At 64.1% G+C, this 24,967-nt stretch carries 27 protein-coding genes; 13 read left to right on the forward strand and 14 right to left on the reverse strand.

The annotated features are described in order from the left end of the window. Window positions 1–11 precede the first annotated feature (11 nt). Window positions 12–713: a methionine ABC transporter permease gene (locus QFZ69_RS08265; RefSeq protein ID WP_306917184.1), complete on the reverse strand. Its 702-nt coding sequence runs from the start codon at window positions 711–713 to the stop codon at window positions 12–14. After that, on the reverse strand, window positions 710–1,690 hold the full coding sequence (locus tag QFZ69_RS08270) for a methionine ABC transporter ATP-binding protein (RefSeq protein ID WP_306917186.1): 981 nt from the start codon (window positions 1,688–1,690) through the stop codon (window positions 710–712). Before QFZ69_RS08270 ends, QFZ69_RS08265 begins: the two co-directional genes overlap by 4 nt. A 342-nt stretch (window positions 1,691–2,032) precedes the next feature. Between QFZ69_RS08270 and QFZ69_RS08275 the strand changes: the two genes are divergently transcribed. After that, window positions 2,033–2,542, forward strand: a complete 510-nt coding sequence (locus QFZ69_RS08275; protein WP_306917188.1) for a DUF664 domain-containing protein — start codon at window positions 2,033–2,035, stop codon at window positions 2,540–2,542. On the opposite strand, the gene QFZ69_RS08280 is transcribed toward QFZ69_RS08275, so the two are convergent. From QFZ69_RS08280 to QFZ69_RS08295, 4 genes are all read right to left on the reverse strand, one after another. After that, complete coding sequence (locus QFZ69_RS08280) at window positions 2,539–3,183, reverse strand: VOC family protein (RefSeq protein ID WP_306917190.1); 645 nt, start codon at window positions 3,181–3,183, stop codon at window positions 2,539–2,541. The two genes, QFZ69_RS08275 and QFZ69_RS08280, sit on opposite strands and share 4 nt — an antisense overlap. 33 nt (window positions 3,184–3,216) lie before the next feature. Next, window positions 3,217–4,209 carry a DMT family transporter gene (locus QFZ69_RS08285; protein WP_306917192.1) on the reverse strand — a complete coding sequence of 331 codons (993 nt, stop codon included), beginning with the start codon at window positions 4,207–4,209 and terminating at the stop codon, window positions 3,217–3,219. Next, window positions 4,206–4,799, reverse strand: coding sequence for a TetR/AcrR family transcriptional regulator (locus tag QFZ69_RS08290; RefSeq protein ID WP_306917194.1), 594 nt, complete (start codon window positions 4,797–4,799; stop codon window positions 4,206–4,208). The genes QFZ69_RS08285 and QFZ69_RS08290 overlap by 4 nt, the downstream gene beginning before the upstream one ends. 64 nt (window positions 4,800–4,863) lie before the next feature. Next, complete coding sequence (locus QFZ69_RS08295; RefSeq protein WP_306917195.1) at window positions 4,864–5,370, reverse strand: metallophosphoesterase; 507 nt, start codon at window positions 5,368–5,370, stop codon at window positions 4,864–4,866. Between the two features lie 485 nt (window positions 5,371–5,855). Here QFZ69_RS08295 and QFZ69_RS08300 point away from each other — a divergent pair, with 485 nt between their 5' ends. Beyond that, window positions 5,856–6,680 carry an alpha/beta hydrolase gene (locus QFZ69_RS08300; RefSeq protein ID WP_306917197.1) on the forward strand — a complete coding sequence of 275 codons (825 nt, stop codon included), beginning with the start codon at window positions 5,856–5,858 and terminating at the stop codon, window positions 6,678–6,680. Between the two features lie 206 nt (window positions 6,681–6,886). Here QFZ69_RS08300 and QFZ69_RS08305 read toward each other — a convergent pair whose 3' ends face one another. The 4 genes from QFZ69_RS08305 to QFZ69_RS08320 form a co-directional block, all read right to left on the reverse strand. Further along, window positions 6,887–7,351 (reverse strand): hypothetical protein, encoded by a 465-nt coding sequence (locus QFZ69_RS08305; RefSeq protein ID WP_306917198.1) that lies wholly within the window; start codon window positions 7,349–7,351, stop codon window positions 6,887–6,889. Window positions 7,352–7,437: 86 nt separating this feature from the next. Beyond that, the gene (locus QFZ69_RS08310; RefSeq protein ID WP_306917200.1) at window positions 7,438–7,995 is read right to left on the reverse strand and encodes a hypothetical protein; all 558 of its coding nucleotides are present in this window, start codon (window positions 7,993–7,995) and stop codon (window positions 7,438–7,440) included. Window positions 7,996–8,237: 242 nt separating this feature from the next. Beyond that, a complete protein-coding gene (locus tag QFZ69_RS08315) occupies window positions 8,238–8,504 on the reverse strand; it encodes a hypothetical protein (protein WP_306917201.1) in 267 nt (88 codons plus the stop codon). A 68-nt stretch (window positions 8,505–8,572) separates the two neighbouring features. Continuing rightward, entirely contained in the window at window positions 8,573–10,279 is a 1,707-nt protein-coding gene (locus QFZ69_RS08320; protein ID WP_306917203.1) for an alkaline phosphatase D family protein, read from the reverse strand. Between the two features lie 1,013 nt (window positions 10,280–11,292). Here QFZ69_RS08320 and QFZ69_RS23310 point away from each other — a divergent pair. The 4 genes from QFZ69_RS23310 (at window position 11,293) to QFZ69_RS08340 (ending at window position 14,213) form a co-directional block, all read left to right on the forward strand. Then, on the forward strand, window positions 11,293–11,556 hold the full coding sequence (locus tag QFZ69_RS23310; protein ID WP_373461932.1) for a TNT domain-containing protein: 264 nt from the start codon (window positions 11,293–11,295) through the stop codon (window positions 11,554–11,556). After that, complete coding sequence (locus tag QFZ69_RS08330) at window positions 11,553–11,819, forward strand: hypothetical protein (RefSeq protein ID WP_306917207.1); 267 nt, start codon at window positions 11,553–11,555, stop codon at window positions 11,817–11,819. Before QFZ69_RS23310 ends, QFZ69_RS08330 begins: the two co-directional genes overlap by 4 nt. Window positions 11,820–11,884: 65 nt before the next feature. Beyond that, window positions 11,885–12,169: a hypothetical protein gene (locus QFZ69_RS08335; protein ID WP_307000032.1), complete on the forward strand. Its 285-nt coding sequence runs from the start codon at window positions 11,885–11,887 to the stop codon at window positions 12,167–12,169. A 562-nt stretch (window positions 12,170–12,731) separates the two neighbouring features. Then, the gene (locus QFZ69_RS08340) at window positions 12,732–14,213 is read left to right on the forward strand and encodes an APC family permease (RefSeq protein WP_306917211.1); all 1,482 of its coding nucleotides are present in this window, start codon (window positions 12,732–12,734) and stop codon (window positions 14,211–14,213) included. 25 nt (window positions 14,214–14,238) lie between these two features. Here QFZ69_RS08340 and QFZ69_RS08345 read toward each other — a convergent pair whose 3' ends face one another. Beyond that, window positions 14,239–16,392 carry a transglycosylase domain-containing protein gene (locus QFZ69_RS08345; protein ID WP_306917213.1) on the reverse strand — a complete coding sequence of 718 codons (2,154 nt, stop codon included), beginning with the start codon at window positions 16,390–16,392 and terminating at the stop codon, window positions 14,239–14,241. A 269-nt stretch (window positions 16,393–16,661) separates the two neighbouring features. Here QFZ69_RS08345 and QFZ69_RS08350 point away from each other — a divergent pair, with 269 nt between their 5' ends. Further along, a complete protein-coding gene (locus QFZ69_RS08350) occupies window positions 16,662–17,579 on the forward strand; it encodes an LLM class flavin-dependent oxidoreductase (protein WP_306917215.1) in 918 nt (305 codons plus the stop codon). Between the two features lie 34 nt (window positions 17,580–17,613). Here QFZ69_RS08350 and QFZ69_RS08355 read toward each other — a convergent pair whose 3' ends face one another. After that, window positions 17,614–19,101: an ATP-binding protein gene (locus QFZ69_RS08355; protein WP_306917218.1), complete on the reverse strand. Its 1,488-nt coding sequence runs from the start codon at window positions 19,099–19,101 to the stop codon at window positions 17,614–17,616. A 250-nt stretch (window positions 19,102–19,351) separates the two neighbouring features. Here QFZ69_RS08355 and QFZ69_RS08360 point away from each other — a divergent pair, with 250 nt between their 5' ends. Next, a complete protein-coding gene (locus QFZ69_RS08360) occupies window positions 19,352–19,822 on the forward strand; it encodes a hypothetical protein (protein ID WP_306917221.1) in 471 nt (156 codons plus the stop codon). A 135-nt stretch (window positions 19,823–19,957) separates the two neighbouring features. Next, on the forward strand, window positions 19,958–21,049 hold the full coding sequence (locus QFZ69_RS08365; protein WP_306912900.1) for an IS630 family transposase: 1,092 nt from the start codon (window positions 19,958–19,960) through the stop codon (window positions 21,047–21,049). Window positions 21,050–21,079: 30 nt separating this feature from the next. On the opposite strand, the gene QFZ69_RS08370 is transcribed toward QFZ69_RS08365, so the two are convergent. Continuing rightward, window positions 21,080–21,373: a hypothetical protein gene (locus QFZ69_RS08370; protein WP_306917223.1), complete on the reverse strand. Its 294-nt coding sequence runs from the start codon at window positions 21,371–21,373 to the stop codon at window positions 21,080–21,082. Window positions 21,374–21,620: 247 nt separating this feature from the next. Between QFZ69_RS08370 and QFZ69_RS08375 the strand changes: the two genes are divergently transcribed. Further along, on the forward strand, window positions 21,621–21,806 hold the full coding sequence (locus QFZ69_RS08375) for a hypothetical protein (RefSeq protein WP_306917225.1): 186 nt from the start codon (window positions 21,621–21,623) through the stop codon (window positions 21,804–21,806). 25 nt (window positions 21,807–21,831) lie between these two features. Here QFZ69_RS08375 and QFZ69_RS08380 read toward each other — a convergent pair whose 3' ends face one another. Continuing rightward, the gene (locus tag QFZ69_RS08380; RefSeq protein WP_306917227.1) at window positions 21,832–22,080 is read right to left on the reverse strand and encodes a hypothetical protein; all 249 of its coding nucleotides are present in this window, start codon (window positions 22,078–22,080) and stop codon (window positions 21,832–21,834) included. Window positions 22,081–22,657: 577 nt separating this feature from the next. Here QFZ69_RS08380 and QFZ69_RS08385 point away from each other — a divergent pair. Genes QFZ69_RS08385 through QFZ69_RS08395 form a run of 3 tightly spaced genes read left to right on the forward strand, consistent with a single transcriptional unit; the run spans window position 22,658 to window position 24,953 of the window. Continuing rightward, complete coding sequence (locus tag QFZ69_RS08385; protein ID WP_306917229.1) at window positions 22,658–23,479, forward strand: amino acid ABC transporter substrate-binding protein; 822 nt, start codon at window positions 22,658–22,660, stop codon at window positions 23,477–23,479. A gap of 36 nt (window positions 23,480–23,515) precedes the next feature. Next, the gene (locus QFZ69_RS08390; RefSeq protein WP_306917231.1) at window positions 23,516–24,181 is read left to right on the forward strand and encodes an amino acid ABC transporter permease; all 666 of its coding nucleotides are present in this window, start codon (window positions 23,516–23,518) and stop codon (window positions 24,179–24,181) included. Beyond that, the gene (locus tag QFZ69_RS08395; RefSeq protein ID WP_306917233.1) at window positions 24,168–24,953 is read left to right on the forward strand and encodes an amino acid ABC transporter ATP-binding protein; all 786 of its coding nucleotides are present in this window, start codon (window positions 24,168–24,170) and stop codon (window positions 24,951–24,953) included. The genes QFZ69_RS08390 and QFZ69_RS08395 overlap by 14 nt, the downstream gene beginning before the upstream one ends. Window positions 24,954–24,967: the final 14 nt, after the last annotated feature.

Genomic DNA, 24,967 nt, shown 5'->3' on the forward strand with positions numbered 1-24,967 from the left:
CGGGGCGGCGGCTACCGGTGGGATAGGCGCCGGGCCGCGAAGTTGCCCAGGGACTGGAACACCTGCACCATCAGGACCAGGAGGATGACAACGCCGAACATGTATTCGGGGCTGTAACGCTGGTAGCCGTACCGGAAGGCGACGTCCCCGAGGCCGCCGCCGCCCACGGCGCCAACCATGGCCGAGTAGCCGATGAGTCCGACGACGGTGGTGGACAGCCCGAGGGCCAGAGCCGGAACTGCCTCGGCAACCATGACCTTGGTCAGGATGGTCCACCGAGTGGCGCCAAGGGACTGGGCGGCTTCGACGAGTCCCACGGGCACTTCGCGGATGCCGATCTCCACCAAGCGGGCGAAGAAGGGTATGCCGGCGATGGTCAGCGGGACAATAGCCGCGGTGGGTCCGATGAAGGACCCGACCAGCAGACGGGTGAACGGAATCAGCAGGATCATCAGGATGATGAACGGGATGGACCGCCCGATGTTCACCAACAGGTCCAGCACACGGTTGACGACGAGTCCCAGCGCCCGGCTGCCGAAGAGCTTCGACAGCAGGCCGCCGGACTCGGTGGTCACTAGGAGGACCCCCGCGGCCAGGCCGAAAACGACAGTGAAGAGCAGGCTCAGGCCCACGGTGTAGAAGGTCTCACCCGTTCCCTTCAGGATCGTGTCCAGAAGGTCCGACCAGAAGTAGGGGTCATTGCGGTCGATCACTTGATTACCTCCACGAAGAGTCCCTGGGAACGGAGATCGGCCACGGCGGCCGCCACGGTCCGCTCGTCGCCGGGCAGCTCGAGCCTGGTGCGTCCTGTTTGGTGTCCGTGGATGGTTTCAACCGCAGCACCCAGGATTCCGACGTCGATGCCGTGCTGGCGCGCCAGCTGGGCGATCACAGGACGGTCCGTCTTGACCCCGTTGAAGGTGATTTCAACAATTGCGTTGGACGTCTCCGGGATTTCCCCCAGGGGGAACAGCGCCTGGCCCAACAGCGACTTCTCCGTTGTCAGCAGCTGTTCCACGGGCCCCTGCTCCAGGATCCGCCCCCCGCTCATGACGGCGGCTGAATCGCAGATTCTTTTCACGACATCCATTTCGTGCGTGATGAGCAGCACCGTCAGGCCCAGGTCCTTGCTGAGCTGGCGGATCAGGTCGAGAATCTGCCGCGTCGTTTCGGGGTCCAGTGCCGACGTCGCCTCGTCACTGAGCAGGACTGAGGGATTGGACGCCAGCGCACGGGCAATCCCCACGCGCTGTTTCTGTCCGCCAGACAGCTGTGCGGGATAGGAGCGGGCCTTGCCGTGGAGGCCTACCAGTTCGAGGATCTCGAGAGTCCGGGTCCGCCTCGCTTCGCGCCCCGCGCCGGTGATCTCCAGGGAGAGCTCCACGTTTGCCTGCACGGTCCTGCTGCTGAGAAGGTTGAAGTGCTGAAAGATCATGCCGATGTTGTGGCGTGCCTCGCGCAGCTCTTGGCCGGCCAGGGTGGTCATCTCGCGGCCGTCGACTCTGACGCTTCCCGAATCGGGACGTTCCAGTGAGTTGATCGTGCGGATCAGCGTGCTCTTGCCGGCGCCGCTTTGGCCAACGACGCCGAAAATCTCGCCGCGAGCGACGGACAGCGAGACGTCGTCAAGTGCCCGGACCGCGGTCGACCCGGAGCCGTAGCTCTTCGAGACCCGGTTTACGGAAATCATGGTGTTCCCTGTGGTGGATGGAATCTTCACGAAAGCCTCCGCAAAGCTGGCGGGACGTCGTCCGCACCCAATCTATAAATTCTGCCAAGGCGGGGTTGCCGGCAACAAATCCGAATTTGTATCGCAGAAACCCGCGGTCGCGCCCGGATAATTCTATGGATCCACGGAGGCTGGCCCGGAAGCGGCCGCCGCGTATGGAAGTGCCCGGACAATCGGGAAGTCCGCCGGTATCCACCGGAGACTGAGAGCTTCGTCACTGTGACCGCGCGGGAAGACCCTGTCCGGTCGTGCGGTTCCGTGCAAGCATGGGTGCTCAGCGAAGATGCCACCTGAGGGGACTTGATGAAAGCCAACGAAGTGCTGCTGGACGCCTTCGGCCGGATCCGTGAGACCGTGGCCGCGACACTTGAAGGGGTCGACGACGAATCTCTGGTCCGTCGTCCCGCCGGCACCGGCAACTCGATTGCGTGGTTGATCTGGCATCTCGGCCGGGTGGAGGACGCGCAGGTTGCCGCCGCCGGCGGCCTGGAACAGGTCTGGATCTCGCAGGGGTTTGCCGGCCGCTTCGAGCTGCCGCTGCCCGAACGTGACACGGGCTACGGCCATTCCACCGGCCAGGTCGACGCAGTGCAGGCCGCGCCGGAGCTGTTGCTGGAGTATTACGACGCCGTCCACCGGCAGACTGTGGAGCTACTGGAAACGCTCGGCGACGACGACTTCGACCGCATCGTCGACACCCGCTGGGACCCGCCGGTCACGCTCGGGGTGCGGCTGGTCAGCACTATTGCCGATTGCCTCCAGCACGTGGGCCAGGCCGCGTATGCCAAGGGCTTGAACGCCGGGCAGGATTAGCCGCGCCCTTGCCAGGTCGCGATGTCTACGACGTTGCCCTCGGGGTCGATCAGCGACACCCACGCGGGCGCGTAGCGATCTCCGAGGACCCGGCCGCCGGCCGCGACGATCGCATCGATACGAGCTTGGGCCTGGTCGTGCGGAACCGACACGTCGATGTGGATGCGATTGCGGGGCGTCCGATGCTCCTTGTCCTGGAACCAGGCCGAAGGTCCGATGAGATTCGGCTCGACGAGGTCCTCCTCGCTGATGGGCAGGTAGTTGAGCGCTGCACGCCAGAAGCCCATCACGGCGCGGCGGTCAGTTGCGTCGAACGCGAGCTGGACATGTTGCACGGCCGACGGGTCCGCCGTCAGTCCGAGCCGGGCCGCGGCGGTCGAAATACGGCGGGCAAGCTCCAGGTCGAGGTCGCTCAAGCCCACCCCTGGTGTGACGACCTGGACTGTCACGGTCTCCTGCCTCAAATCGACGAGAGGGGAGTGGCCGAGCGAGTGCTCGATCTCCGCGATCGCGGTGACCAACCGTGCACCGGTGGCGAAGTCACCTGTCTGATAGAGGGTTTTCGCACCCCAAAAGAGCACCCGCCAGTCCGCGACGCCGTCGGCGGACGAGAATTCGGCATCGGAAATCAGTGTGGCCATACCCTGAAACTATTCGGGTCCCGGGATCACCAGTCAATGCCCGGGAGGAATTTTTGCAGCAATCCCGGAAGGCTGCCGCAAAGTGCTGATCGGCAACGCATCTTCCAGAAGGTCAGCCGGCGCCGCGGGCCGGTGGTCGGGGACGTTGGCCGGAGCGAAGGCGAGCACGACGAGCGCCGACGCGAGGATCGCCATGCCGGCCCAACCGATGGTCCCGAGCCGTTCTCCCACCACGATAACCGCAAGCAGGGCGGCGACCGCCGGTTCCGCCAGGGTGAGGGTGGTCGCCGTGCTCGGGCGTACCCGGGCGAGCCCGACGCCGAACAGGAAATACCCCAAAAACATCGGCACCAGGGCCATATACGCCGCGACCGCAAATGACTGCGCCGACGCGACCAGCGGCGCCCCCGTGACGAGCAACACGGGGATCAGGAGTGCCCCGCCGGCCCCGAAGACCGCGCCCATCGACGCCGCCCGCCCCACCTGGTGCTGCATCAGGCGGTGGACTACCCACGAATACAGGGCATAGGTTGCGCCCGCCACTAACCCGAGCCCGACGCCGGCGGCAGTCGCCGCGGTCGACACCGCCGGCTCGCCGGCCCGCGACACGCACAGCAGGACGCTGCCGAGGACGCCCAGGAAGGCGGCCAGCATCCACCACCGGCTCAACGGCCTGCGCTCGAGGACCCGTTCCAGGATGCCAGAAGCCAGCGGAGCCGAGGCAAGCGAAACGACCGTCCCGATTGCGACCCCGCCCAGATGCATCGCGCTGTAGAACGCCAGCGGGTAGACCGCCACCGCAACTGCCCCAACGGCCACCAGTCCCGCGTGGGCCCGCAGCGCCTGCCGGGCGCGAGCCAGCGAGGGGAGCGCGATCGCCGCTTGCAGCAGCCCGCCAACACCCAGGGCGGCCGCCCCGATCGCCAGCGGGCCGGCGTCGGGAGCGAACGTCGCGGCGGTTCCCGTGGTTCCCCACAAGAATGATGTGACCAGGATCGCGGTAACGCCGCCGGTAGCCCGGTTCACAGCGCGGTCAGCATCTCGGCGGCGAACTCGCGGGCGTGGAGCAACCGCGTCGACTTACCCTCCAGCCCGGCCCGGGCCATCGCCCCCTCCAGCAGAAAGCTCAAGCGTTCCGCCAGCCGCTGCGCCGCTGAAGGGTCGGTCAACGTGCTCAAGTGTTCGGCGAGGAGACGCTCGACCTGCTCCTTGTGCCGGCGGACCGCGGTCCGCGCAGGGTCGTCCGCACCAAGTTCAGCTGCGGCATTCAGCAGTCCGCAGCCGCGAAATCCGTGGTCGTAGGCGGCCGCGGCGTGATCGATGTAGGCATCGAACACGGCCAGAACACGCTCCTGCGCTGTGGCCGTGTCCGCGATCCGGGCTCGATAGAGGCCCAGCCACTCCTCATGACGGACATCGATGTAGGCCTCGACCAGCGCAGCCTTGGACGCGAAGTTGTTGTACAGGCTCATCTTCGCCACGCCGGCCGACGCGGTGATTACATCGATGCCGGTCGCGGCAATGCCATCGGCGTAGAAATGCCGGGACGCAGCGTCCAGAATCCGCGCGCGGGCAGGGCTCTGGCGGGAGCCATCGCTCCCTGGGCTTTTTGTCATGGCGCTCCCCCTTGACTAGGTAGACCAGTCTACCTATTCCAGCACTGTGCAGCAATCGTCACAATTAGTCCCTGCGGACCTCCACAAGTTGGACATCCACTAGGTTGCCGCCGTCGACGCTGGCGGTCAGGTAAGTGCAGGCCGGCTGGCGCCGGCGGTCGGTGGGGGAGCCGGGGTTCAGCAGGCGGAGGCCGTTCGGGCCGGTCGTGTCCCAGGGAATGTGGCTGTGGCCGAAGACAAGGACGTCGGCGTCCGGGTACATTGCCTCGGACCGTTGCTCCCGGCCTTTGGCCGGACCCGTCTCATGCACCATGGCGAATTTCACGCCGTCCAGGGTCACCGAGGCGATTTCCGGCAGACGCCTGCGGAGCTCCGGGCCATCGTTGTTGCCGTAGACGGCAATAAGCCTTCGGCTTCGCTGTTCAAATTCGTCCAGCAGGGAGGCTGTCACCCAGTCACCGGCGTGGAACACCACATCGGCGCGCTCGACGGCGGCCCAAACCTGGGAGGGAAGCGTCCGCGCGCGGTTGGGGACGTGGGTATCGGAAACGAACAGGAGGCGTAGCGGCATGGCGGAATCCTCCCACGAAAGCCGGGCACCGCACCGCATGACGGGTGCCCGGGCAGCTCAGTGTCCCGGTCTTGCCACACGCATGTAGCGTCGGGGCAGGAGAAGCCGGGGGGAGCAGATGACCGAGAGCAATAGGGCCCAGCGCCGCCGGCGGTGGTGGATCGTGGTGACCGTCATGGCGGCGCTGGCCGCCGTTCCCGCGCAGGACGTCACACCGGCGAGCTGTGGATAATGACGCCGATGGTCACCAACTTGAGAGAAGCCGAAACGTCGTCACTCTCGCCAAGTAGTTGGGCATCCGGTCGCCGGCGTCATGGCAGAAATGCCGTCTGGCACGACTGTCGAATTTCTTCTTCTCCATGTATCGCGTGCTCGACGGCGTGCGTCAGCGGTCGGTGATCAGGTCGTGGGTCACGTGCCGTGTGCGGCGCGAACCGCTCTGCGATCATAAGACGGTGGCGAAAAAGTTGACGGTGCGAAGGATCATGCCGCTCGCGACCGTGTTCGTCGTCGTCGGGCTCCTGATTGGCATGCCGTGGTTCTTCCAACGCTCGCTCATCTATTTTCCCGACCGCGGCCAGCCACGCCCGGCCGCCGAGTTGTTGCCCGGAGCCCAGGAAGTCACGCTCACGACGAGTGACGACCTCGAGCTCGGTGCCTGGTACGTGCCAGCCGCAGTCGGCTGCCGCGCGACCGTGCTCGTCGCACCGGGCAACGGCGGCAACCGGGCTAATCGGGCAGGGCTGGGACGAGCGATCAGCGAGCTCGGCTTCGGCGTGCTGCTCTTCGACTATCGCGGTTACGCGGCGAATCCCGGGTACCCGTCCGAGGACGGTCTCGCGCGCGATGTCCGCGCCGCTCGCGAATTCCTGACAGGTGCGGCAGGAGTACCGGCGGACTCGCTCGTCTATTTCGGGGAGAGCATCGGCGCCGGCGTGGTCACGGAGCTCACCACCGAGCACCCTCCAGCCGCGATGCTGCTGCGCTCACCTTTTACCTCGCTCGCCGACGTCGGCCGGGCGGCCTACGGCGTGCCGGTGGGCTGGATGCTTCGCGATCACTACCCGGTACGCGAGAACGTAGTGCGAGCGGACATCCCGACCGCCGTGGTCTACGGGAGCGCGGACACCATCGTGCCCGCCCAGCAGAGCCGGGACGTGGCTCAGGCGGCCCGGGACGCCGGAAACTACGTCATCGAGGTGGAGGTAGCGGCGGCGAACCACAACGATGCAGCACTGGCGCTGGGTCCCGAACTCATCGGTGCCCTCGTCGACGTGGCTGGCCGCGGCGGGGCGACCGGGTGCCCGTGACGGCTCAGGAGGCCGGGTACACGCGCGTTTCGGCCGCTCACCACACACGCTTCACCCCAATGGCCAGGTGGAAGTCCCCGGCGGAAGGCGTCCAGACGCCGCAAGAGCACATGTGTCTCCAACTTTTCCCATTGCACGGACTCCCACCAGACGGGCCCAACGGAACGGTAGCGTCGGATATTCCACTAATTCACAAGCCACCCCGGCTAGGTCAGATCGGTAGCGTTGGTATTTGGGCCGGGGCCGATAGCCGCGGCAACCAAACGATCGAAGCTGGCGGTGCCGTTCTCCGGAGGAATTACGGTGAAGACCGCAGACCATTTTTCCGGGGCATTTTTCTCAACTACCGGAGCCCGTTCCACATGCAGGCTCAACCCCGGCACGCCGCTGACAGGCAGCGGAAGCGGCTCGCCGCTTTTCACCAGGTGACGAAACTGCTTGACCGACAGTTGGGCACCAGGCGTGCTGGTCACTTCAACGATCGTGTCATTGACCCGCTTGGTCAGCCCCTGCGTCAATCGCCTCTGGCTCGACACCGTGGGAGCCGTGAGAATTAGCGCGAAAATGGCCGTGAACGAGGCAACAGCACCAAAACTTCTGAGGCCGGCCAGGACGATCATCAGGATCAGGCACAGGATTAAACCGAAGATGCTGAACTGCACGAACTTCACAAAGGGATCTTGGCCTGGTTTCTTCGACCATCTGACCAGAGTGACGGCATTCTTCCCGGGCTCATCGTGCACCGAATTATCCATTCCTAGTGCCCCTTCACTTCCATAAGCGCTTCAGCCAAGATGACGGCCTCGCGTGCTTCCTTGAGATCCCCAAACAGGCCCAGGTCGGAGATGGTTCCGGCGGCATCGGCGGAGCCAGCAAGCTCGGAAAAGACCCTGCTGAGCTTCTCGCGGTCCTGCGACAGCATCCGGGACGAATTCAGTTTGACCCTGCTCATGTCGAGCTCCAGCAGTGACTTGTCGATGGCAACGCGACGCCCCTGCATGATCATTAACTTTTCCGCGACACTCTGGGTACGGGCACGCAGCATCGCTTCCATCTTCACAGCCATCTCGTGGAGCTCGCTCAGGGCGGTGTAAGTCTGCGGGGTTCCCGGGTGACGGTCCAGGTGCTCACCAACCTGGACGCGGCGCCGTTCCCATTTCCGGACGGCGGATTCATAGGGACCCAGGAGCAAAGTAACGGCCGATATCGCTTTATCCAGCGCGGCGGCCCGCGTGCTCAAGCTTGTTGTAGCAGCGTCCAGCCTCGAAAGGAATTCGTCATAGTTGTCCGGCGGAGGGGCGTTTCGGGAATTCATGTGCCGCTCGATCGCGATACTTCGCCGGACAACTGGGCTAAACGTCCGGCCGGGAGTAGCCGCCGGTGCACCGGATCGCGCTCACGCTGGCGCGATTCCCCTCGCCAACATGCGCCCCCGGCTCTCATGGCAAGAGAATAGAGGCTCGGAGCCGGATGGGATAGAGCCGGACGTGAACCTTCGCGAACATCAGCGTCGGCACGCTTGTTGAGTATGGCGTGGGGGCTAACGCCGGGGGGTCGCTAGCGGTCTAAATTGACCGTGATGTCGAGGCGGATGCCGTTGGTGAGCAGCCGGTCCTCCAAATACCTGGCGAGGCTCACCTCGTTCGCGGTGTGCTCACCTTTGGCTATCGCGCCCCGCAGGCACGCCATCGTGTCCGTCGACCTGACCGTGGACAACGGCGCGCGGTGATCCGATGTCAACCGTTCGATATCTGTCCGGAAGGACGGCTGGTGGCCTTCTCGGGCTGTGGCGCGCAGGGTGAAGGGGATATAAGAAGTGGGCAAGAGGCATCCTTTTTTCTGGCGGCGGCCACCTGGCCCCGCTGTCTGGAACAAGCCCTCCAAGGCTCCTGCTATTCCTCCGACAGCACTTCTGAGGCTGAACTCACGCCGTGCTCCCCGGCCCTCCGAGGAGCCACGGTGACGGAGGCGACCCGTTCCAGCCGGGGGTGCAGGTGGTCGCCGTCGTTCACCACCCCTGTCTGCCACCACAGTTTCAGCCCCTCCGGCACCACCTCGAGGCAGGCCAGGTTGTTGTCAAACCACGGCCCCTTGATGCCTGACCAGCGGAACGGCGGGTCCGGGACCTTCGCGGAGCGAGCGGCCAGGGAACCTGCCGCTTCGCCCAGGCCGTAGGACGTGATGGCCGTGAAGGACCTCAACAGCCGGGGGAGCGGGTTGCGGATAGGGGAGCAGACTGCCTGCACGATCCGGCTGCCCGAGGAGCGCTCCACTTCCGAAACGTAGGAGAAATGTACGTCTCCGGAGAGGAAGGTGACGGTTTCCGGTGCCGGGCCCCGTTTGCCATCGGCGACTTCAGCCGTCATGGCCGCCACCTTCTGGAAGCTCCTCTGGAAGGCGCCCCAGTGTTCAAGGTCCAGCGCCTGGCGCAGCTTCTCGCCGGCCCGGGCGGCCAGTTTCCCCCACGCACCTTCGGACACGGCCTCATCCCAGGCCTCGATGTGGTGCAATCCCATCGGCAGCAGGAAAGGCAGCGACGTCGCCACCAGCAGGTGGCGGAAACCGCCGCGCATCCGGCCGTCGAGCCAGGCTATTTCCGCTTCGTCAAGCAGGGAGCGGTCTTCCGGCGCCAGGTTCCGGGCGGCGCGGGAATCCACCACCACCAGCCGTGTGTCCCCGAAATCCCGGCAGAAGCTCCACCGGTAGGATGTCGGGTCCTGGTCTGCCCGTTCCGCGAAGGTGTCCAGTTCCGCGCTCAGGTCGAGCTCCGGCTCGCCACCGTGCCGGGCGATCCGCTGCCAGATAGGGTCCTCGACGCGCTCCTGCGGCGACAGGTTCCCAAGATGCTGATAGACCCAGTACGAGGCCAGCCCCGCGACAATCCGTTCACGCCACCAGGAGGTGGCCTCCATTGCCTTTTTCCAGGTCAGCGAGGAGTTCCAGTCGTCGCGGACGTCGTGGTCGTCGAAGATCATGGCGCTGGGCAGGGTGGACAGCAGCCACCTGTTCGCCGGGTCCGACCAGGCCAGATAGTAGAGGTGGGCGTATTCCTCGTAGTCCCTGAGCTCCCCGCCTGGCGGTTCTGCGATGTCCCGGCGGGCGCGGATGAACTGCTGCATCTGCTCGCTCGTCGAGTCGGCGTACACCTGGTCCCCGAGGAAGGCCACCAGATCCGGCCACGCCAGGTCGTGGCCGAAGGCCATCCGCAGCGCGTAGGCACGCAGCGAGTCGACGCCGTGGGTCCGGTTACCGGACGCATCGTGCGGCACGCTGGTGCGGCACGAGCCGAAGGCCATCCGCAGCGGCTTGCCGGGCTTCAGCGTGGTGATCATTGGCGGCGGGAACCCGGACGTGGGGTCGGGCCAGACCTGTGATCCGTTGATCTCGAGGGTGTAGGGCGTGACCGTTCCCGGCTCCAGTCCGTCCAGCTCCACCAGCGCGTAGTGATGGCCGTGCACCCCGAATGTGCGCGCCTCCCAGTCCTTGCCGTCGGCATGGACCGAGACCCGCGCAGGAGTCCGGGTCTCCACCCAGATACTCGCCGAGGTCTCATCCACGTACCGCATCATCGGGCCGAGCGCCAGGGGCGAGGTCGTCATCACTCAGTTGTACCTGCTTCAGCCCGCTCCGGCCATGGCTCAGGGGCACGCAGTGCTTCCAGTGGCCGTGACATGACCCCACCGCGGGTGTGGTCGCTCATTCCTGGTGTCAGCAACCAGACGAAGCACGACCGCGCAGTTGAAGGCATCAAAACCCTGGTCACCGACCCGGGCTCCATCGACTGGGGAGCCGTATGGTCCTCCGCCATTCACGAGGAGGAGGCCAAGACCAACCCGTCCTGGGCCGGAGGGGCGAACGTCTTCAGCGTGGCGTCGCTGTTCATCCCGGGAATCGGCGTGGGAGCCAAGGCCGGGACAGTGGCGAACAAAGCCGGTTCGGTTGCGGGAAAGATCGTCACCGCCACGGCGGACAGTACACGGCTCGGCAAGCTCTCCCCGCTTTTCGGAGGCGCTGCCCAGGGTTTGAGTACCACCGGGGCCTTCCTCTCCAAACCCGGATCCTTCGCCGTGAAGGTATCCAACCTCGTCATGCCCCAAACCGCCGCCAAAGTCCTTGACACCCTGGCAGCCATTAAGGTCAAGGTAGCTCCCGGTGTTGCCCTGCCGGATCCGGCGGGGGGTATTCCTGACGCAGCCAAAATCGCTCCGGCCCATGTCGCTGACGACGTTGCAGCCGCTCCGCCTCATGTTGCGGACGACGCCGTTGACGCCGTGCCGGCTACCGTTGGGGACGATGTTGCAGACGCCGTTGACGCACATGCAGAGCAGGAGGCCGCTGATACCCCGATCGACCCGGACCTGACGGATGAGTCGGTACTCGCGGAGGCAGCAACCAAAGTAGAGATCCTCGACACGACAGACATCGCCCACTACGCGCCGGACGGCAGCGCCACCCACACCAGTGATCTAGTCCACCCCCGGGCGGACCAGGGGACCTACCCGAACGGCGCCCCTAAGATCAAATCCGATGTCTGGCCCGACAAAGAGCTGCATCCCCAGGGGTTCCTCGCCCCGGAAGCCAGGACCCCCGTGGTCTCAAACCCGGACACCTCATCGACCGCTACGGCTTACCCAGGGGAAACTTCACTTCGCCTGTCGGTGAGAATTTCCCCGACCGCGCACTGCCGGACTTCAGCCTGGAAAAATTCGGACGGCGGGATGGATACCATCAGTACGAAGTCCTCCACGAGATTCCTGCGTGGGCCGGACCTGCCGCACCGGCCTTCGGCAAAGCCGGAGGCGCCACCCAGTACTACACCAACCTCAAAATCAACGAGCTGTTGGACAAAGGTTTTATAAGAGAGGTCACAGCATGATGATTCCGATGAACGTCGGCGAGCTGGAATACATGCTTCAGCAGGCCGGCATCGACCCGGAGGCGTACTGGATCGGCGAATTTAGAGAAGAATACGCATGCATCATGCAAGCGGATGACGGTATGTGGGAAACCTTTGTGGGGCAAAGAGGCGAAAAAGACGATCTCCGACGGTGGGACAACGAAGGCGACGCCTGCGTGTTCTTCATCGGCATGCTCTGGTCAGAGATCTCCAGCGAACTTCGTAGGCGAGCACGCCACTAGGCTCTGATTCGCCGATGGATAGACGTCAGGCGAATGAAGCACTGGGACGGGTCGCTGAACCGTATATGAGTGCAACTAACAGGGCGAATGTCCGGGGATGCGTTGGCGGCCGAAACCTTGGCCGCTTCAATTGGTTTGAAGATCGTGGCCCCCGCGCTAATGAGGTTGGAATTGTCGCGCAAAGTGCGGGGTGGCGGGTTTATTCGACTGATGAAAGGGCCTACGAACAATATGAGGAAGTCTATGGAGACGAGGAAGAGGCTCTCGCCGATTTCCTGAAGAAGGTGCGAGCAACGAATCGCTATTTCGCCCGGCGTGCGGAACGCCTGCAAGGTGAGGTCACACCGTAATGATTCCACGGAGCGTTCGTCAGCTCGAATATCACCTGAAGCAAACTGCAATTGACCCAATGTCGTCGTATTCCACGGTGAATTCGCGGATGACTGCGCTTTCATCGTTGCAACCGAGGATGGGATGTGGGAAACCCTCACGGGGGAACGAGGAAAAAATACGTCCTCAGACGGTGGGACAACGAAGGCGACGCCTGCGTGTTCTTCATCGGCATGCTCTGGAGAGAGATCATGGATCTTATTTAGGCCTTGGCCGCTTTAACTGGTTCGAGGACCGTGGTCTCGAAATCGAGGAGGCGGGAATTGCGCGGGTGCGAGCAGTTAACAAACCGTTTTTCTGCGCGACCAACGTCTTCGGAAGCCAGCAGACGCCTGGGATGCCTTAGTGGTTCTAAGCGCTGGTACTCGGAACGCGACGATTGCATCTTCATGCCCGGCGGATCGCGTGCACCAAGGGGTTGTTGCCAAAGTGACCCCCAGAGGCCAAAGTGAAGGTGTTCCACCGCGGCCGGAAATCTGACCCGGTGGTCTAGGTTTCCGCGTAGCGACTGTGGAGGTCAATATGAGCACGACTTCTGAAGAAGTGTTTGATGCGACTCCCGAAGGCGATGAGCCCGAACTCAAGCGGGTCCTCGGACCCAAGCTGCTGCTCCTGTTTATCGTCGGTGACATCCTCGGCGCCGGGGTCTATGCCGTCACGGGAACCATGGCCGGCACGGTCGGTGGCATCGTCTGGCTGCCGTTCCTGCTCGCCTTCATCGTCGCGACGCTGACCGCCTTCTCCTATCTGGAGCTGGTCACGCAGTACCCCCAGGCAGCGGGAGCGGCGCTGTACACCCACAAGGCGTTCGGCATTCATTTCGTGACCTTCCTGGTCGCGTTTGCCGTGGTCTGCTCCGGCATCACGAGCGCCTCGACGTCGGCGAACGTACTTGCGCAGAATCTATTCGGGGGCCTCGAGCTCAACGGCTGGATGGGCGCACCCGGACAGGGCGTGGTCACCGCCGTTGCGCTGGGCTTCATGCTGCTGCTGGCGGCCATCAACCTGCGCGGCGTGGGTGAGAGTGTGAAGTTCAACGTGGTGCTCACCCTGGTCGAGATGATCGCCCTGTGTATTGTGATCGGCGTCGGGTTCTACGTCATGGGCCAGGGCACCGGGAACTTGGAAGAAATCACCGTCTTCAACGACTACCAGGACAAGGGTTTGTTCCTGGCTGTCACCGCGGCCACCTCCATCGCGTTCTTTGCGATGGTCGGCTTCGAGGACTCCGTGAACATGGTGGAGGAGACGCAGCACCCCGAGCGGATTTTCCCCCGGACCATGCTGACCGGTCTCGGCGTCGCAGTGATCCTCTACATGCTTGTGGCCGTCTCCGTGGTCAGCGTGCTCTCGCCCACCGAACTCGAGGGGATCCGGGAGGCCGAAGGGGCCGCGCTCCTCGAGGTGGTGCATAAAGGCTCGCCGGACTTCCCGATCGACAGGATCTTCCCGTTCCTGGCGGTCTTCGCGGTCGCCAACACCGCGTTGATCAACATGCTGATGGCCAGCCGCCTGATTTACGGCATGGCCCGCCAGAACGTCCTGCCGCGGCCGCTTGGAAAGGTGCTGCCGGGCCGCCGGACGCCGTGGGCCGGCATCGTGTTCTCGACCATCCTCGCACTAGGGCTGATTTTGTACGTCACCAGCGACCCGGACAGCAACGTCGTCGCCAACCTCTCCGGAACGACGGCGTTCCTGCTGCTGTGTGTGTTCACCGTGGTGAACGTGGCCTGCGTTGTACTCCGTGGCAAGCGGGACCCCAACCGCAAGGTGTTCTTCACGTCTCCTGGGCCAATGCCGCTCGTGGCGGCCCTGCTGTGTGCCTTCCTCGCCGGTCCGTGGGTCGGCCGCAACATCATCCAATACCAGATCGCCAGCGGCCTGATGGCGATCGGCGTCGTGTTGTGGTTCATCACCTGGTTGATCAACAGGAGGACCAACAGGAGGACCAACAACGGTCAGGGCGAACCGGTCGACACGCAGCACGTCGCTAAGGACGACTAAGTCCGGCGGCCGCCCGGCCGGTGGATCAGGGCTTGGTCATGGATTCGGGCGGCGGCGGAAAGGCAGCGGCCGGGTAGAGCCCCGCAACCTGTTGCATGTAGTTCGCCCACTGCGGGCCGGCGAGCATGTATCCGTCAATGGCCTTGTAAAAATTGCCGTTGATGGTGACGTTCTGGCCGGGCCGTTTCTGACCCTCGAGGGTGTCACCGAAGAAGGAGGCGGTGGCGAGGCCGGAGGTGTAGCCGACCACCCAAGTCGCGCCGTTGTTGTTGGAAGTGCCGGTCTTAGCAGCCACCGGGACCTGGTTCTGGACCTTCGGATTGATGTACACCCCGGACCCCCGCTTCAGCACGTCCTGAAGCACGAGATTCACGCCGCGGGCCACCTCGGGTTTGACGGCGTCGCGGCAGTTCGCGGCCTCCGCCGGAAGCTTCCGTCCCGTTGCATCGGTCACGTCCACAAGGGCGATCGGCGTGCAGTACTTGCCGTCACTGGCAAACGTCGCAAACGCGTTGGCCAGGTGGAGCGGCGCCACGCCAATGGCACCAAGGAGATTGCCAAGCTGGTGCATGTTCACCGGGGCGTTATCCACGCCGCTGTGGAGCCCCACGGCGTCCACCATTTTCTGGATGCCGCAGAAATCAAGTTGCGCCGCCTCGGCGAAAGTTGCGGTGTTAATTGAGTTGTAGAGCCCGTAATCGACCGCCATAGGGCGGTAGTACCCCTCATCGTTGTTCTGAAGGTCGTCTGCGGCGCCGAGGCCGGCGTTCTTCTGTTCCGTGCTGTAGGCACCGAGCACCTTGCCGCAACTGGACTTCCACGGAAAATCGAGTGGGTACGTCCGCCGGGCGGCGTCCACCATGGCCGTCAGGGACTTGCCCTCATTGAGCCATTGGGCGAAGGTGAACGGTTTCATGGTGGATCCGGGCTGGAACCCGCCGGCGCCGTTCAGGTCGTTGCCCTGGGCGTCCTTGGCGTCGACGTTGAAGTTCAGCTGGGTGTCGAATTTTCCAGGTTGCGGGAGAAATACGGTGTTTTGCGCCATTGCCAGGATCTTGCCGGTTCCGGGGGCGACGGAGACCAGTGACGCACCCCACCTGTCCGGGTTAGCCCCGGCGGTGGCATCGACCTGCGCCTGCGCGGCCGCCTGCAGCCGACTGTCCAGTGTTGTGGTGATGGTCAGGCCGCCGCGGTACAGCTTCTTCTCCCGTTCGGCCGGGCTGGCGCCATAGGCCGGGTTATTGAGGATGAGGTGGGAAACGTAGTCGCAGAAGTACGGGGCCATGTCCGCGTGGGCGCAGCCCTGCTTGCCCGGAGTGATCTTGAGTTCCACTCCGGTGGCAGTGGCGGCGTCGTGTTCAGCCTGGGTAATCTTCTGCTGGTTGAGCATGCTGTCCAGCACCTGGTTGCGCCGTTGGATGGCATTCTCGGGGTGGACGGTGGGGTCGTAGACGCTGGGGCCGTTCACCAGGCCCGCGAGAAGGGCGGCCTGGGGGAGGGTGAGGTCCTTGGCGGTGGTGCTGAAGAAATACCGTGCCGCGGCTTCAACGCCGTAGGCGTCACGGTTGAAGAACACGATATTGAGGTAGCCCTCCAGGATCTGGTCCTTCGTGTATTTCTTCTCCAGTTCGATGGCGAGCTTGACTTCCCGTATCTTGTCGCCCACGCTTTTTTGCCCGCTGAGGATCACCTGACCGGCCTTGTCCGCCGACAACAGGGACTCGTTGATCACGTTGGTGACGTATTGCTGGGTCAGCGTCGAGGCGCCCTGCCGCTCGCCGCTGGTGACGTTGGACGTCAGGGCCCGGAGTATCCCTTGCGGATCCACCCCCGCGTGCTCGTAGAACCGGCTGTCCTCGATCGCGATAATCGCGTCCTTGATATAGGGGGACATTTGGTCCAGCCCGACCTTTACACGGTTCTCCGCGTAGAAGGTGGCGATGGGCTTTCCGTCAGCGCTCAGCACTTTGGTTGACTGCGACGGCGTCTCCACTGTCAGTTCGGACGGCAGGTTGTTGAAGAAGATGATCGAATTCCGGACGGCAACGCCGGCGGCAGCAACGCCCGGAACCACCAGGCTGGCGGCCAGAACCCCGCAGAGCACGCTGACTGTCAGCAGTACGAGGACCCTCCCAAGGGCCGCGACCAGGCGAGATCTTATTCGGTTGTTCCGCGCCATCTTTTGTCCAGCCATCGCGCTCGAAAACGTGTATTCAGGATACGCCGGAAAGGCCACTCCTGTGCAGACGGAGGCACGGATCCAGGACCTAGGGCCTCGTGCTGGATGAGGGCGTCCGATGATTTGTGGCTGCTCCTTGGGTGAGGGCTTATGGGAGTGTGAGTACTTATGAAACGGATCGGTTTTCTCTCCTTCGGCCACTGGCGCGACGTCCCGGGTTCGCGCGTGCGCTCCACCCAGGACTCCCTCCTGCAGGGATCGAGTTGGCCGTGGCCGCTGAGGAAGCCGGCATCGACGGTGCGTACTTCCGCGTTCATCACTTCGCTGAGCAGCAGGCCTCGCCGTTTCCCCTGCTCCCCGCGATTGCCGCCCGCACCTCCCGTATCGAGATTGGCACCGGAGTCATCGACATGCGGTACGAGAACCCGCTCTACATGGCTGAGGAGGCCGCCGCCGTCGACCTCATCAGCGCAGGGCGTCTGCAGTTGGGGGTGAGCCGTGGTTCCCCCGAGTCAGTGGTGGCCGGCTACGAGGCCTTCGGTCACCTCCCGGCCGAGGGCGAGTCCGCCGCCGACATGGCCCGCCGGCACACTGCGCTCTTCCGGAGCGCCATCTCGGGCGCAGTCATTGCCGCTGCCGATCCGCAGGCCAGCGGGCCGCATCGGACTTGTCCCGGTCCAGCCGCTGTCCCCTTCGCTCCCCGAGCGAATCTGCTGGGGTGCCGGCAATCGTGCCAGCGCCCGGTGGGCCGGGCACGAGGGCATGAACCTCATGTCTTCGACCTTGCTGACCGAGGATACCGGGTTCCCTTCGACCAGTTGCAGGCCGAGCAGATCGCCGGCTACCGCGAGGCCTGGGCAGCCGCTGGCCACCGGCGCACTGCGCGGGTGTCTGTGTCGCGAAGTATCGTTCCGCTGATTGATGACGACTCCCGCCGATACTTCGGCCTGCGCGCCCAGGCCGAAGCCCGGGACCAGGTGGGGTACATCGACGGCGGGCTGGCCCGCTTCGGGCGGCGCTACATTGGTGAGCCCGAGCGGCTCGTTGAGGAGCTGTCCCGGGACGCGGCGGTGGCCGCGGCGGACACGTTGCTCGTCACCGTCCCGAACCAGCTTGGCGTGGACTTCAACGTCCGGCTGCTCGGATCGATTTCCCGCGACCTCCGGCCCGCCTTGGGCTGGGACTGACCCGGACGTGTACCAGCTCGGGGGGCCGGCGGTGCTAGCTCCCGGGATGGGAGGCGGTCGGCCCGCCAAAGTCCGGTCCTCCCGGGAAGGGCCCTCTGAAGTCTGGTGCTCCCGGGAAGGGCCCGCCCAAGCCATCTCCTGCGCCACCGGTCCCGCTGCCGAGGAGGCTCCGGGTCAGGGCTTCGCCGTCGGCCATCAGGTCCTCCACCGCCTTGGCCAGGTGGCTGTCCCCGACCGGAACGCCATCCAAGGCGGCCGCGACGACGGCCCGGCGCACGAGCTCGCGTGCGAACGAGGCCGTTGTTCCCGCGGTCCGCGCTGCCGCATCCTGAACCGCTTCCCGGCTGAACGGAATCTCACGGGCGTACAGGTTCACCAGCCCGACCCGCTCCGCCTGGGCCGGGAGGGGAATATCCACGGCCAGATCCACACGTCCGGGCCGCTGCGCCAAGGCGCGTTCGAGCATGTCCACGCGGTTGGTGGTGAGAATGAACGCAACATCGGCGTCATTGTCCAGGCCGTCCATGGCGTCCAACACCTCGAACAGCAGCGGCTGGGGGCCGTGCCCAAAACTGCGGTCCTCGGCGATGAGGTCGCAGTCCTCAAGTACCACGATGGAGGGCTGCAATGCCCTGGCCATGGTGGCAGCCTCTGAGATCCGGGCCAGTGATCCTCCGGACAGCAAAATTGCGGTGGCGCCTTCGCTCTGGCTCAACAAATACTTCACTGTGTGCGTCTTGCCGGTCCCCGGCTTGCCATAGAGCAGGATTCCCCGCTTGAGGTGTTGCCCGTAGTGGTTGAGGGAGTCCCGGTGCTTGGCGATGCCGACGGCGTGGTCCGACACCTTCTGCAGCAGGCCCTCCGGCAGGATGACATCAGACGCGGAGAGGGCAGGCCGGGCATGGAAGGTCACTCCCGCCGCGCTCGGGCCATACTCGCCCATAACAAGTGAGATGACCTGGCCCTTCAGGACACTGCGGTTCTGCATCCGTCGACGGAACGCCGAAAGGAAGCCCGCGGCGTGGCTGGTATCGCCTGCCAGCACTTCGAGCGAAGCCGACTGCCGCCCGTAGCGGGGGTTGGCGTCGCGCTGCAGCACCGCCACCGGGCTTCCTGCGTGGCTGAACAACCACAGCCCCAGGGCCACCACCTGCCGCTGTTCGTCCGGGCCCACCGCCAGATTGGTGTAGTCAGGCTGGGAAATCGGGAATTGGGGGAAAAACTGGGATTGCTGCAGCATGTCGCTGAGCGATTGATGGTGGCGCGGGTCCCCGCCACCGACACCCAGCAGCCGGAAATCCGCGTCCTCGGCGGCGAGCCCGGCCATCAGGATGTCTGCGTCGACGAAGCGGTGCGGCGGAATCTCTTCCACCACGACGGACAGCGATTCCGCCGGAACCGCCAGATGGTCCGTCAGGGTTGTCAGCAGCTGGATTCCTGCCGGCACCCGGTGCTGTCCCGACTGCGCCAGTTGCACCAGCTCGGCAAAATTGTCGATGAACTTCCCCAAATTTTCATCCATGGGCAGACCCTATCAGCGGCATGGGGATCACTGGGCGGGAAGGTTTGATGAAGTCCTATGGGCCTGCGGTCTGCGCTTGCCACATCCATAAGGTTCTCACGGTCCCTTGAGGATGTGGCCGGCAGGCATAAACTGGAATCTCCATATCGCATCTATTGCGGAGGCTGGAATCGCAATCACCGGCGCATGTCCGATGCGCTCTCTCTTCCAAAGTTCGGCCTTTGCAGCCGCTGATTCCTCGGAGAATCTCGTGAAGAATTTCAGAAACCTGAAATTCCGGGCAGGTGTGTCCGTCCTGGCTTCAAGTGCCGTGCTGGCCCTTTCGGCCACGCCGGCGGCAGCCGCTCCTCCGCACCACTTCGTGTTCGCCGAAGTCTGCAATTACGTTGCAGCCCCGTACGATCATCTCGTCTGCATCAGCCAAGCCGGACGGTTCAGTCAAACCGATACCCCCAGCGGTAAGACCATCACCCAGTCTGCCGTCACGACCAGCACCACGGTCTACCAAGGGGCCAGCAAGAATGGCATTGTGACCGCCTGGTCGGATAGTACCCAGCGATTCAGTGCTCTGGTGAAAAGCGGCGAACCTGCCCTGTTCCAACTGCGGCAGGTGATCAAGGACGATAGTGTCCTCTCGAAAACCTCCTGCATGATCAATGTTCGGTTCGTCATAAGGGGAACGCAAATCCGGCAGACCCACACCGAGGCCAGCTGTCAGTGACGTACGACGGCGTCCCGGTGAGGCGCGCGTCTCACTGGCCAAAGCGGCCCCGCACGCGGGCGGGGCCCTTTCCACGGGGAAGCCCCGCCTAGTGTCCTGCGCCTGAAATTCGCTTCGTAATTATAAAATCAGGATATGGCGAATGTCGGGCGGCCGAAGGCCTTGCTGGATCTGTCGGCTGAAGAACGCGGGACGCTGGAGCGGTGGGCCCGGAGACGGAACTCATCCCAGGCGTTGGCGACACGGTCGAGGATCGTGCTGGCCAGCGCCGAGGGTCTGACGAACGTGGCTGTCGCAGCCCGGTGCGGTGTCGAGCCGCATACTGTGGCGAAGTGGCGGCGCCGGTTCCTGGAGCACCGGCTGGACGGACTGGTCGACGATCCCAGGCCCGGACGGCCGGCCTCGATCACCGCCGACCAGGTCGAGGACGTGGTCGTTGCGACGCTCGAATCCACGCCGGCGAACGCCACGCACTGGTCGAGGGCGAAGATGGCCGAACGCTCCGGGCTCTCGAAGTCCACGATCGGACGGATCTGGCGGACCTTCGAACTCAAGCCCCACCGCGCCGACGGCTTCAAGCTCTCCAACGATCCCTTGTTCGTCGAGAAGGTCTACGACGTGGTCGGTCTCTATCTGAATCCCCCGGAATCGGCGGTCGTGCTCAGTGTGGACGAGAAGTCCCAGGTCCAGGCGCTGGCCCGGTCCCAGCCTGCGTTCCCCATGATGCCCGGCATGCCGGAGAAGCGGACCCACGACTATGTCCGGCACGGGACCACCACCCTGTTCGCCGCCCTGAACACCGCGGACGGGTCAGTGATCTCCAGCCTGCACCGCAGGCACCGGGCCGCCGAGTTCAGGAAGTTCCTGGCCAAGATCGACACCCAGGTCCCCGAGGGCCTGGACGTCCATCTCATCTGCGACAACTACCAGACCCACAAGACCCCGACCGTGAAGACATGGCTTGAGAATCACCCGCGTTTCCACATGCATTTCACCCCGACCTACTCCTCCTGGCTCAACCAGGTCGAGCGGTTCTTCGGATTCGTCACCGAGGACCTGCTGCGCCGCAGTGACCACCGCAGCGTCCAGGCCCTCGAAGCGGACATCCGCAAATGGGTCAGCGAATGGAACACCAACCCCATACCCTTCACCTGGACAAAGACCGCGGAACAGATCCTCGAATCCCTCGGGCGACTTCTGAAGCGAATTTCAGGCGCAGGACACTAGTTTTTGTCGACGGACTACTGCCTCGACGGACTACTGCTCAGCGCCGCCATGCAGGGCGTCGTCGCTGCTGTCGCTGGACCGTGAGGTGCCCGTGTTGTCGGGAGGCAAATCCAAGTTCCCCCGGGCCTCCTCCAACGTGGGCCCACCGGACGGGACGCTGTAGGTGTCCGGCCGGATGCCGTGGGCCTGTTCCTGGATCAAAGCCTGTTCTTCACTGAAGCGGATCACGTTCGCTTCATCGCCGGCGTCGCCTGGGACGTCCTCGCGGAGCTTCGAGGGATCCGGAACTATAAAACCGTCTTCGCTGTCGTTTTTGCCAGTCATGGTCTCGTCCTTTCCGTGCAGCACTGTCCTTTATATCGTAAGCCTACTTTCCATCTGGTGAGCCAGCCCTGCCCGACGCTCCCAACCACTGCGTGGGCCTTGCGCTGCAAAGGCAGCAGGTGCATGTCCCGGAGACGGGACATGCACCTGCTGCTGGTGATGGTTCACTGATCGCGTTCGCGGCTAAGGGGTAGAACTGCCTCGGCGGTGGGGAGTAAAGTCTCCCCACCAAGCAAGGAGGCCCCTCATGGCAATGAAGGTTCACCACGTCGCCCAGTTGGACAGGGACGTATCGGGGGACGTCACCCAATGGCTGGAATACCTGAAGGGCCAGGTGACAAGCGTTCAGTTCCTCACCACCGCTGTACCTGACCCCCAGGCTCCCGAGAAATGGCGCGTGCAGTACGAGGCCTACATCACTTACCAGCAGTAAACGGCCCTCGTGGCAGCGTCGTTCCTTAGCTGGCTTGGGTGTAGCTTCCGGCGGTGTCGTCCCCGCGCCGGTTGGCGAGGGTGACGTAGTGCCCCTGGGCGCGGTGGCGATTTCCCGATCCTCCACCGGGCGTCGTCACGTAGCTGCCTTCTGTGTGCGAACCCGCGGGGAAGGTGCTGGTGGTTACGTAGTTTCCTCCCCGGGGCGCCGTGGGGACGGATTCGGGGCGGCGGGTGGTGGGGCGTGCGGTAGTTCGGTCGGCCTGGAAAGTCATGGTCTGCTCCTAATTAAGCGAGGGTAGTAGGTCGGTGGTCTCTTTCGGCGGGCACCGGCGTCCAAACAGCGGGCCGCTGTGCCGGGCAGCGGGCCGCCGGCGGTGCGGCCACAACTGCCGTGCGTCCGTCGCGGACGTCGGCATAAGGTCGCGGACGTCGGCATAAGAAGGAGTCGGTTGAACCATCAGCCCGTCGCTAGAGCTGCCTGCTCCTGGCAGGTCCTGCACAGCCCGTTGTAGGCAACGTCGGCCCGCGAAACAACAAAACCGGAATCATCCGACGGCTGCAGGCATGGTGCCTGGCCGGCGACGAAGTACACGTGGTTAACCGGGCCGCAGCGCAAGTCGTGGCGCTGGGACCTTCAGTCCGGCTGCGCGGATGGTCGGGGGCTTCAATATCCGGCCCCATATCCTGCCGTTGCCCGCTGTTGTAACGCTAGCAGTTATTGTGACTAGATCAAAATAAGAACTTCCCCAACAGGTATTCCCTGGGAGGAGATCTTGCTATCGTCGGTATTGGACAGCCGGCGGGCAGTGCAGCCGGCGAGCCCTGCCGGCTCCAGGATTGAGGACCAACATGAAGCGCACACCACTTTCCGCTATCGGTCTCTTTGCCGCTGCAGCACTGGCCCTGGCCGGGTGCGGGTCGGGGCCGACGACTCCGGTCAACTCGACGCCGGCGGGTGGCGCAGACACTTCCCTCAGTGACGTCCAGAGCGCGGGCACTCTTAAAGTCGGCACCGAAGGAACCTATAAACCCTTTTCGTTCCACGCCGACGGCAGCGGCGAACTGACCGGCTACGACGTCGAGATGATCACCGCCGTCGCCGGCAAGCTTGGCGTCGAGCCGGCCTTCCAGGAAACCCAGTTCGACGCCATCTTCGCCGGCCTCGAGGCCCGGAGGTTCGACGTCGTCGCGAACCAGGTCTCCATTACGGATGAACGCAAGGCGAAGTACGAATTCTCGACCCCGTACACCGTGAGCACGGGGGTCGTGGTGACCAAGGCCGACAACAACGGCATCAACTCGTTCGAGAGTCTCAAGGGCAAGACCACAGCCCAATCGCTGACGAGCAACTGGTACAAGCTGGCGCAGGAAAGCGGCGCCACCGTCGAGGCCGTAGAGGGATGGGCGCAGGCGATCACACTGCTCAAGCAGGGCCGTGTCGACGCAACCATCAACGACAAACTGACGTACCTGGACTACCAAAAGACCGCGAAGGACAGCGAAATCAAGATCGCGGCCGAGACCACGGACAAGTCGCTGAGCGCTTTCGCCTTCCGCAAAGGATCAACCAGCCTCGTGGAGGCAGTCAACAAAGCCCTCGGCGAGCTGCAGGCCGACGGTACGCTGACAAAAATTTCGCAGAAATACTTCGACGCGGACGTCACGAAGTAGCCGGGCGGAAGCCGTCGGCGAACGCTGCGTCAGCGGATGAATATCAACTGGGATCTCGTATGGGGGTCGCTGGGTCCAATTCTTGTGGGCGCGGTCACCGGCACCATTCCCTTGGCGCTGGCCTCGTTCGGTATCGGCCTGTTGCTGGCCCTGCTGGTGGCACTGATGCGGCTAAGCCGCAATCCAGTCTTTGCCGGTGTCGCCCGGATGTACATATCGGTTATCCGCGGCACACCTCTCCTGGTCCAACTGTTCGTCATTTTCTACGGGCTGCCTTCCATCGGACTCACCATCAGCCCCTGGCCCAGCGCGATCATCGCCTTCTCGCTCAATGTGGGCGGTTACGCGGCAGAGGTCATCCGCGCCGCCATCTTGTCCGTTCCCAAGGGGCAATGGGAGGCCGGACACACCATCGGCATGTCGCGCCGGCAGTCGCTGGTACGGATCATCCTGCCGCAGGCCGCCCGCGTCTCGGTCCCGCCCCTGTCCAACACGTTCATCAGCCTGGTCAAGGACACCTCGTTGGCTTCCCTGATCCTCGTGACCGAGCTGTTCCGGCAGGCGCAGCAGGTGGCCGCCTTCAGCCAGGAGTTCATGCTGCTGTACCTGGAGGCCGCCGTCATTTACTGGATAATCTGCCTGTTCCTGTCCGGCGGACAGTCCGCCCTGGAAAAGAGATTGGACCGCTATGTCGCACACTGACTCCACCGCCCCGGACGCGGCCACCATCCTGACGGTCCGGGGGCTGCGCAAGGCGTTCGGTCGGCACGAGGTGTTGAAATCGATCGACGTGGAGGTGCGCCGCGGCGAAGTCGTTACCCTGATCGGGCCGTCAGGGTCCGGTAAGACGACGGTCCTGCGGTGTCTTAACGGGCTTGAGGTGCCCGACGCCGGCATCGTTTCGTTCGCGGGCGAACTCACCGTCGACTTCTCCGCACCGGTGGCGAAGAAGCAGTTGAATGCCATGCGGGACCGGAGCGCCATGGTGTTTCAGCACTACAATCTCTTCCCGCACAAGACCGTCGTGGAGAACATCATCGAAGGCCCGGTCCAGGTCCAGAAGCGCCCCAAAGCCGACGCCATGAAAGAAGCCCGGGAGCTATTGGCCCGCGTTGGTCTGGACGACAAGGAGAACAGCTACCCCTTTGAGCTCTCCGGCGGACAACAGCAACGCGTCGGCATCGTGCGTGCGCTTGCCCTGCGCCCGCAGCTGCTGCTTTTCGATGAGCCGACGTCGGCACTGGACCCGGAGTTGGTGGGCGACGTCCTGACCGTCATCAAGGAACTCGCAGACGAAGGCTGGACCATGGTCGTGGTCACCCACGAGCTCGCCTTCGCCCGCCAGGTCGCCGACGAAGTCATCTTCATGGACGGAGGCGTCGTCGTCGAACGCGGCCACCCGGACACCGTGCTGCGCGACCCGCGGGAGGAACGCACCCGGCAGTTCGTGGACCGGCTGCTGAACCCGTTCTGAGCCAGCGGACGATC

Origin of the sequence: Arthrobacter sp. V1I7 (genome assembly GCF_030817015.1) — a bacterium.
In the GTDB taxonomy this organism is placed as follows: domain Bacteria; phylum Actinomycetota; class Actinomycetes; order Actinomycetales; family Micrococcaceae; genus Arthrobacter.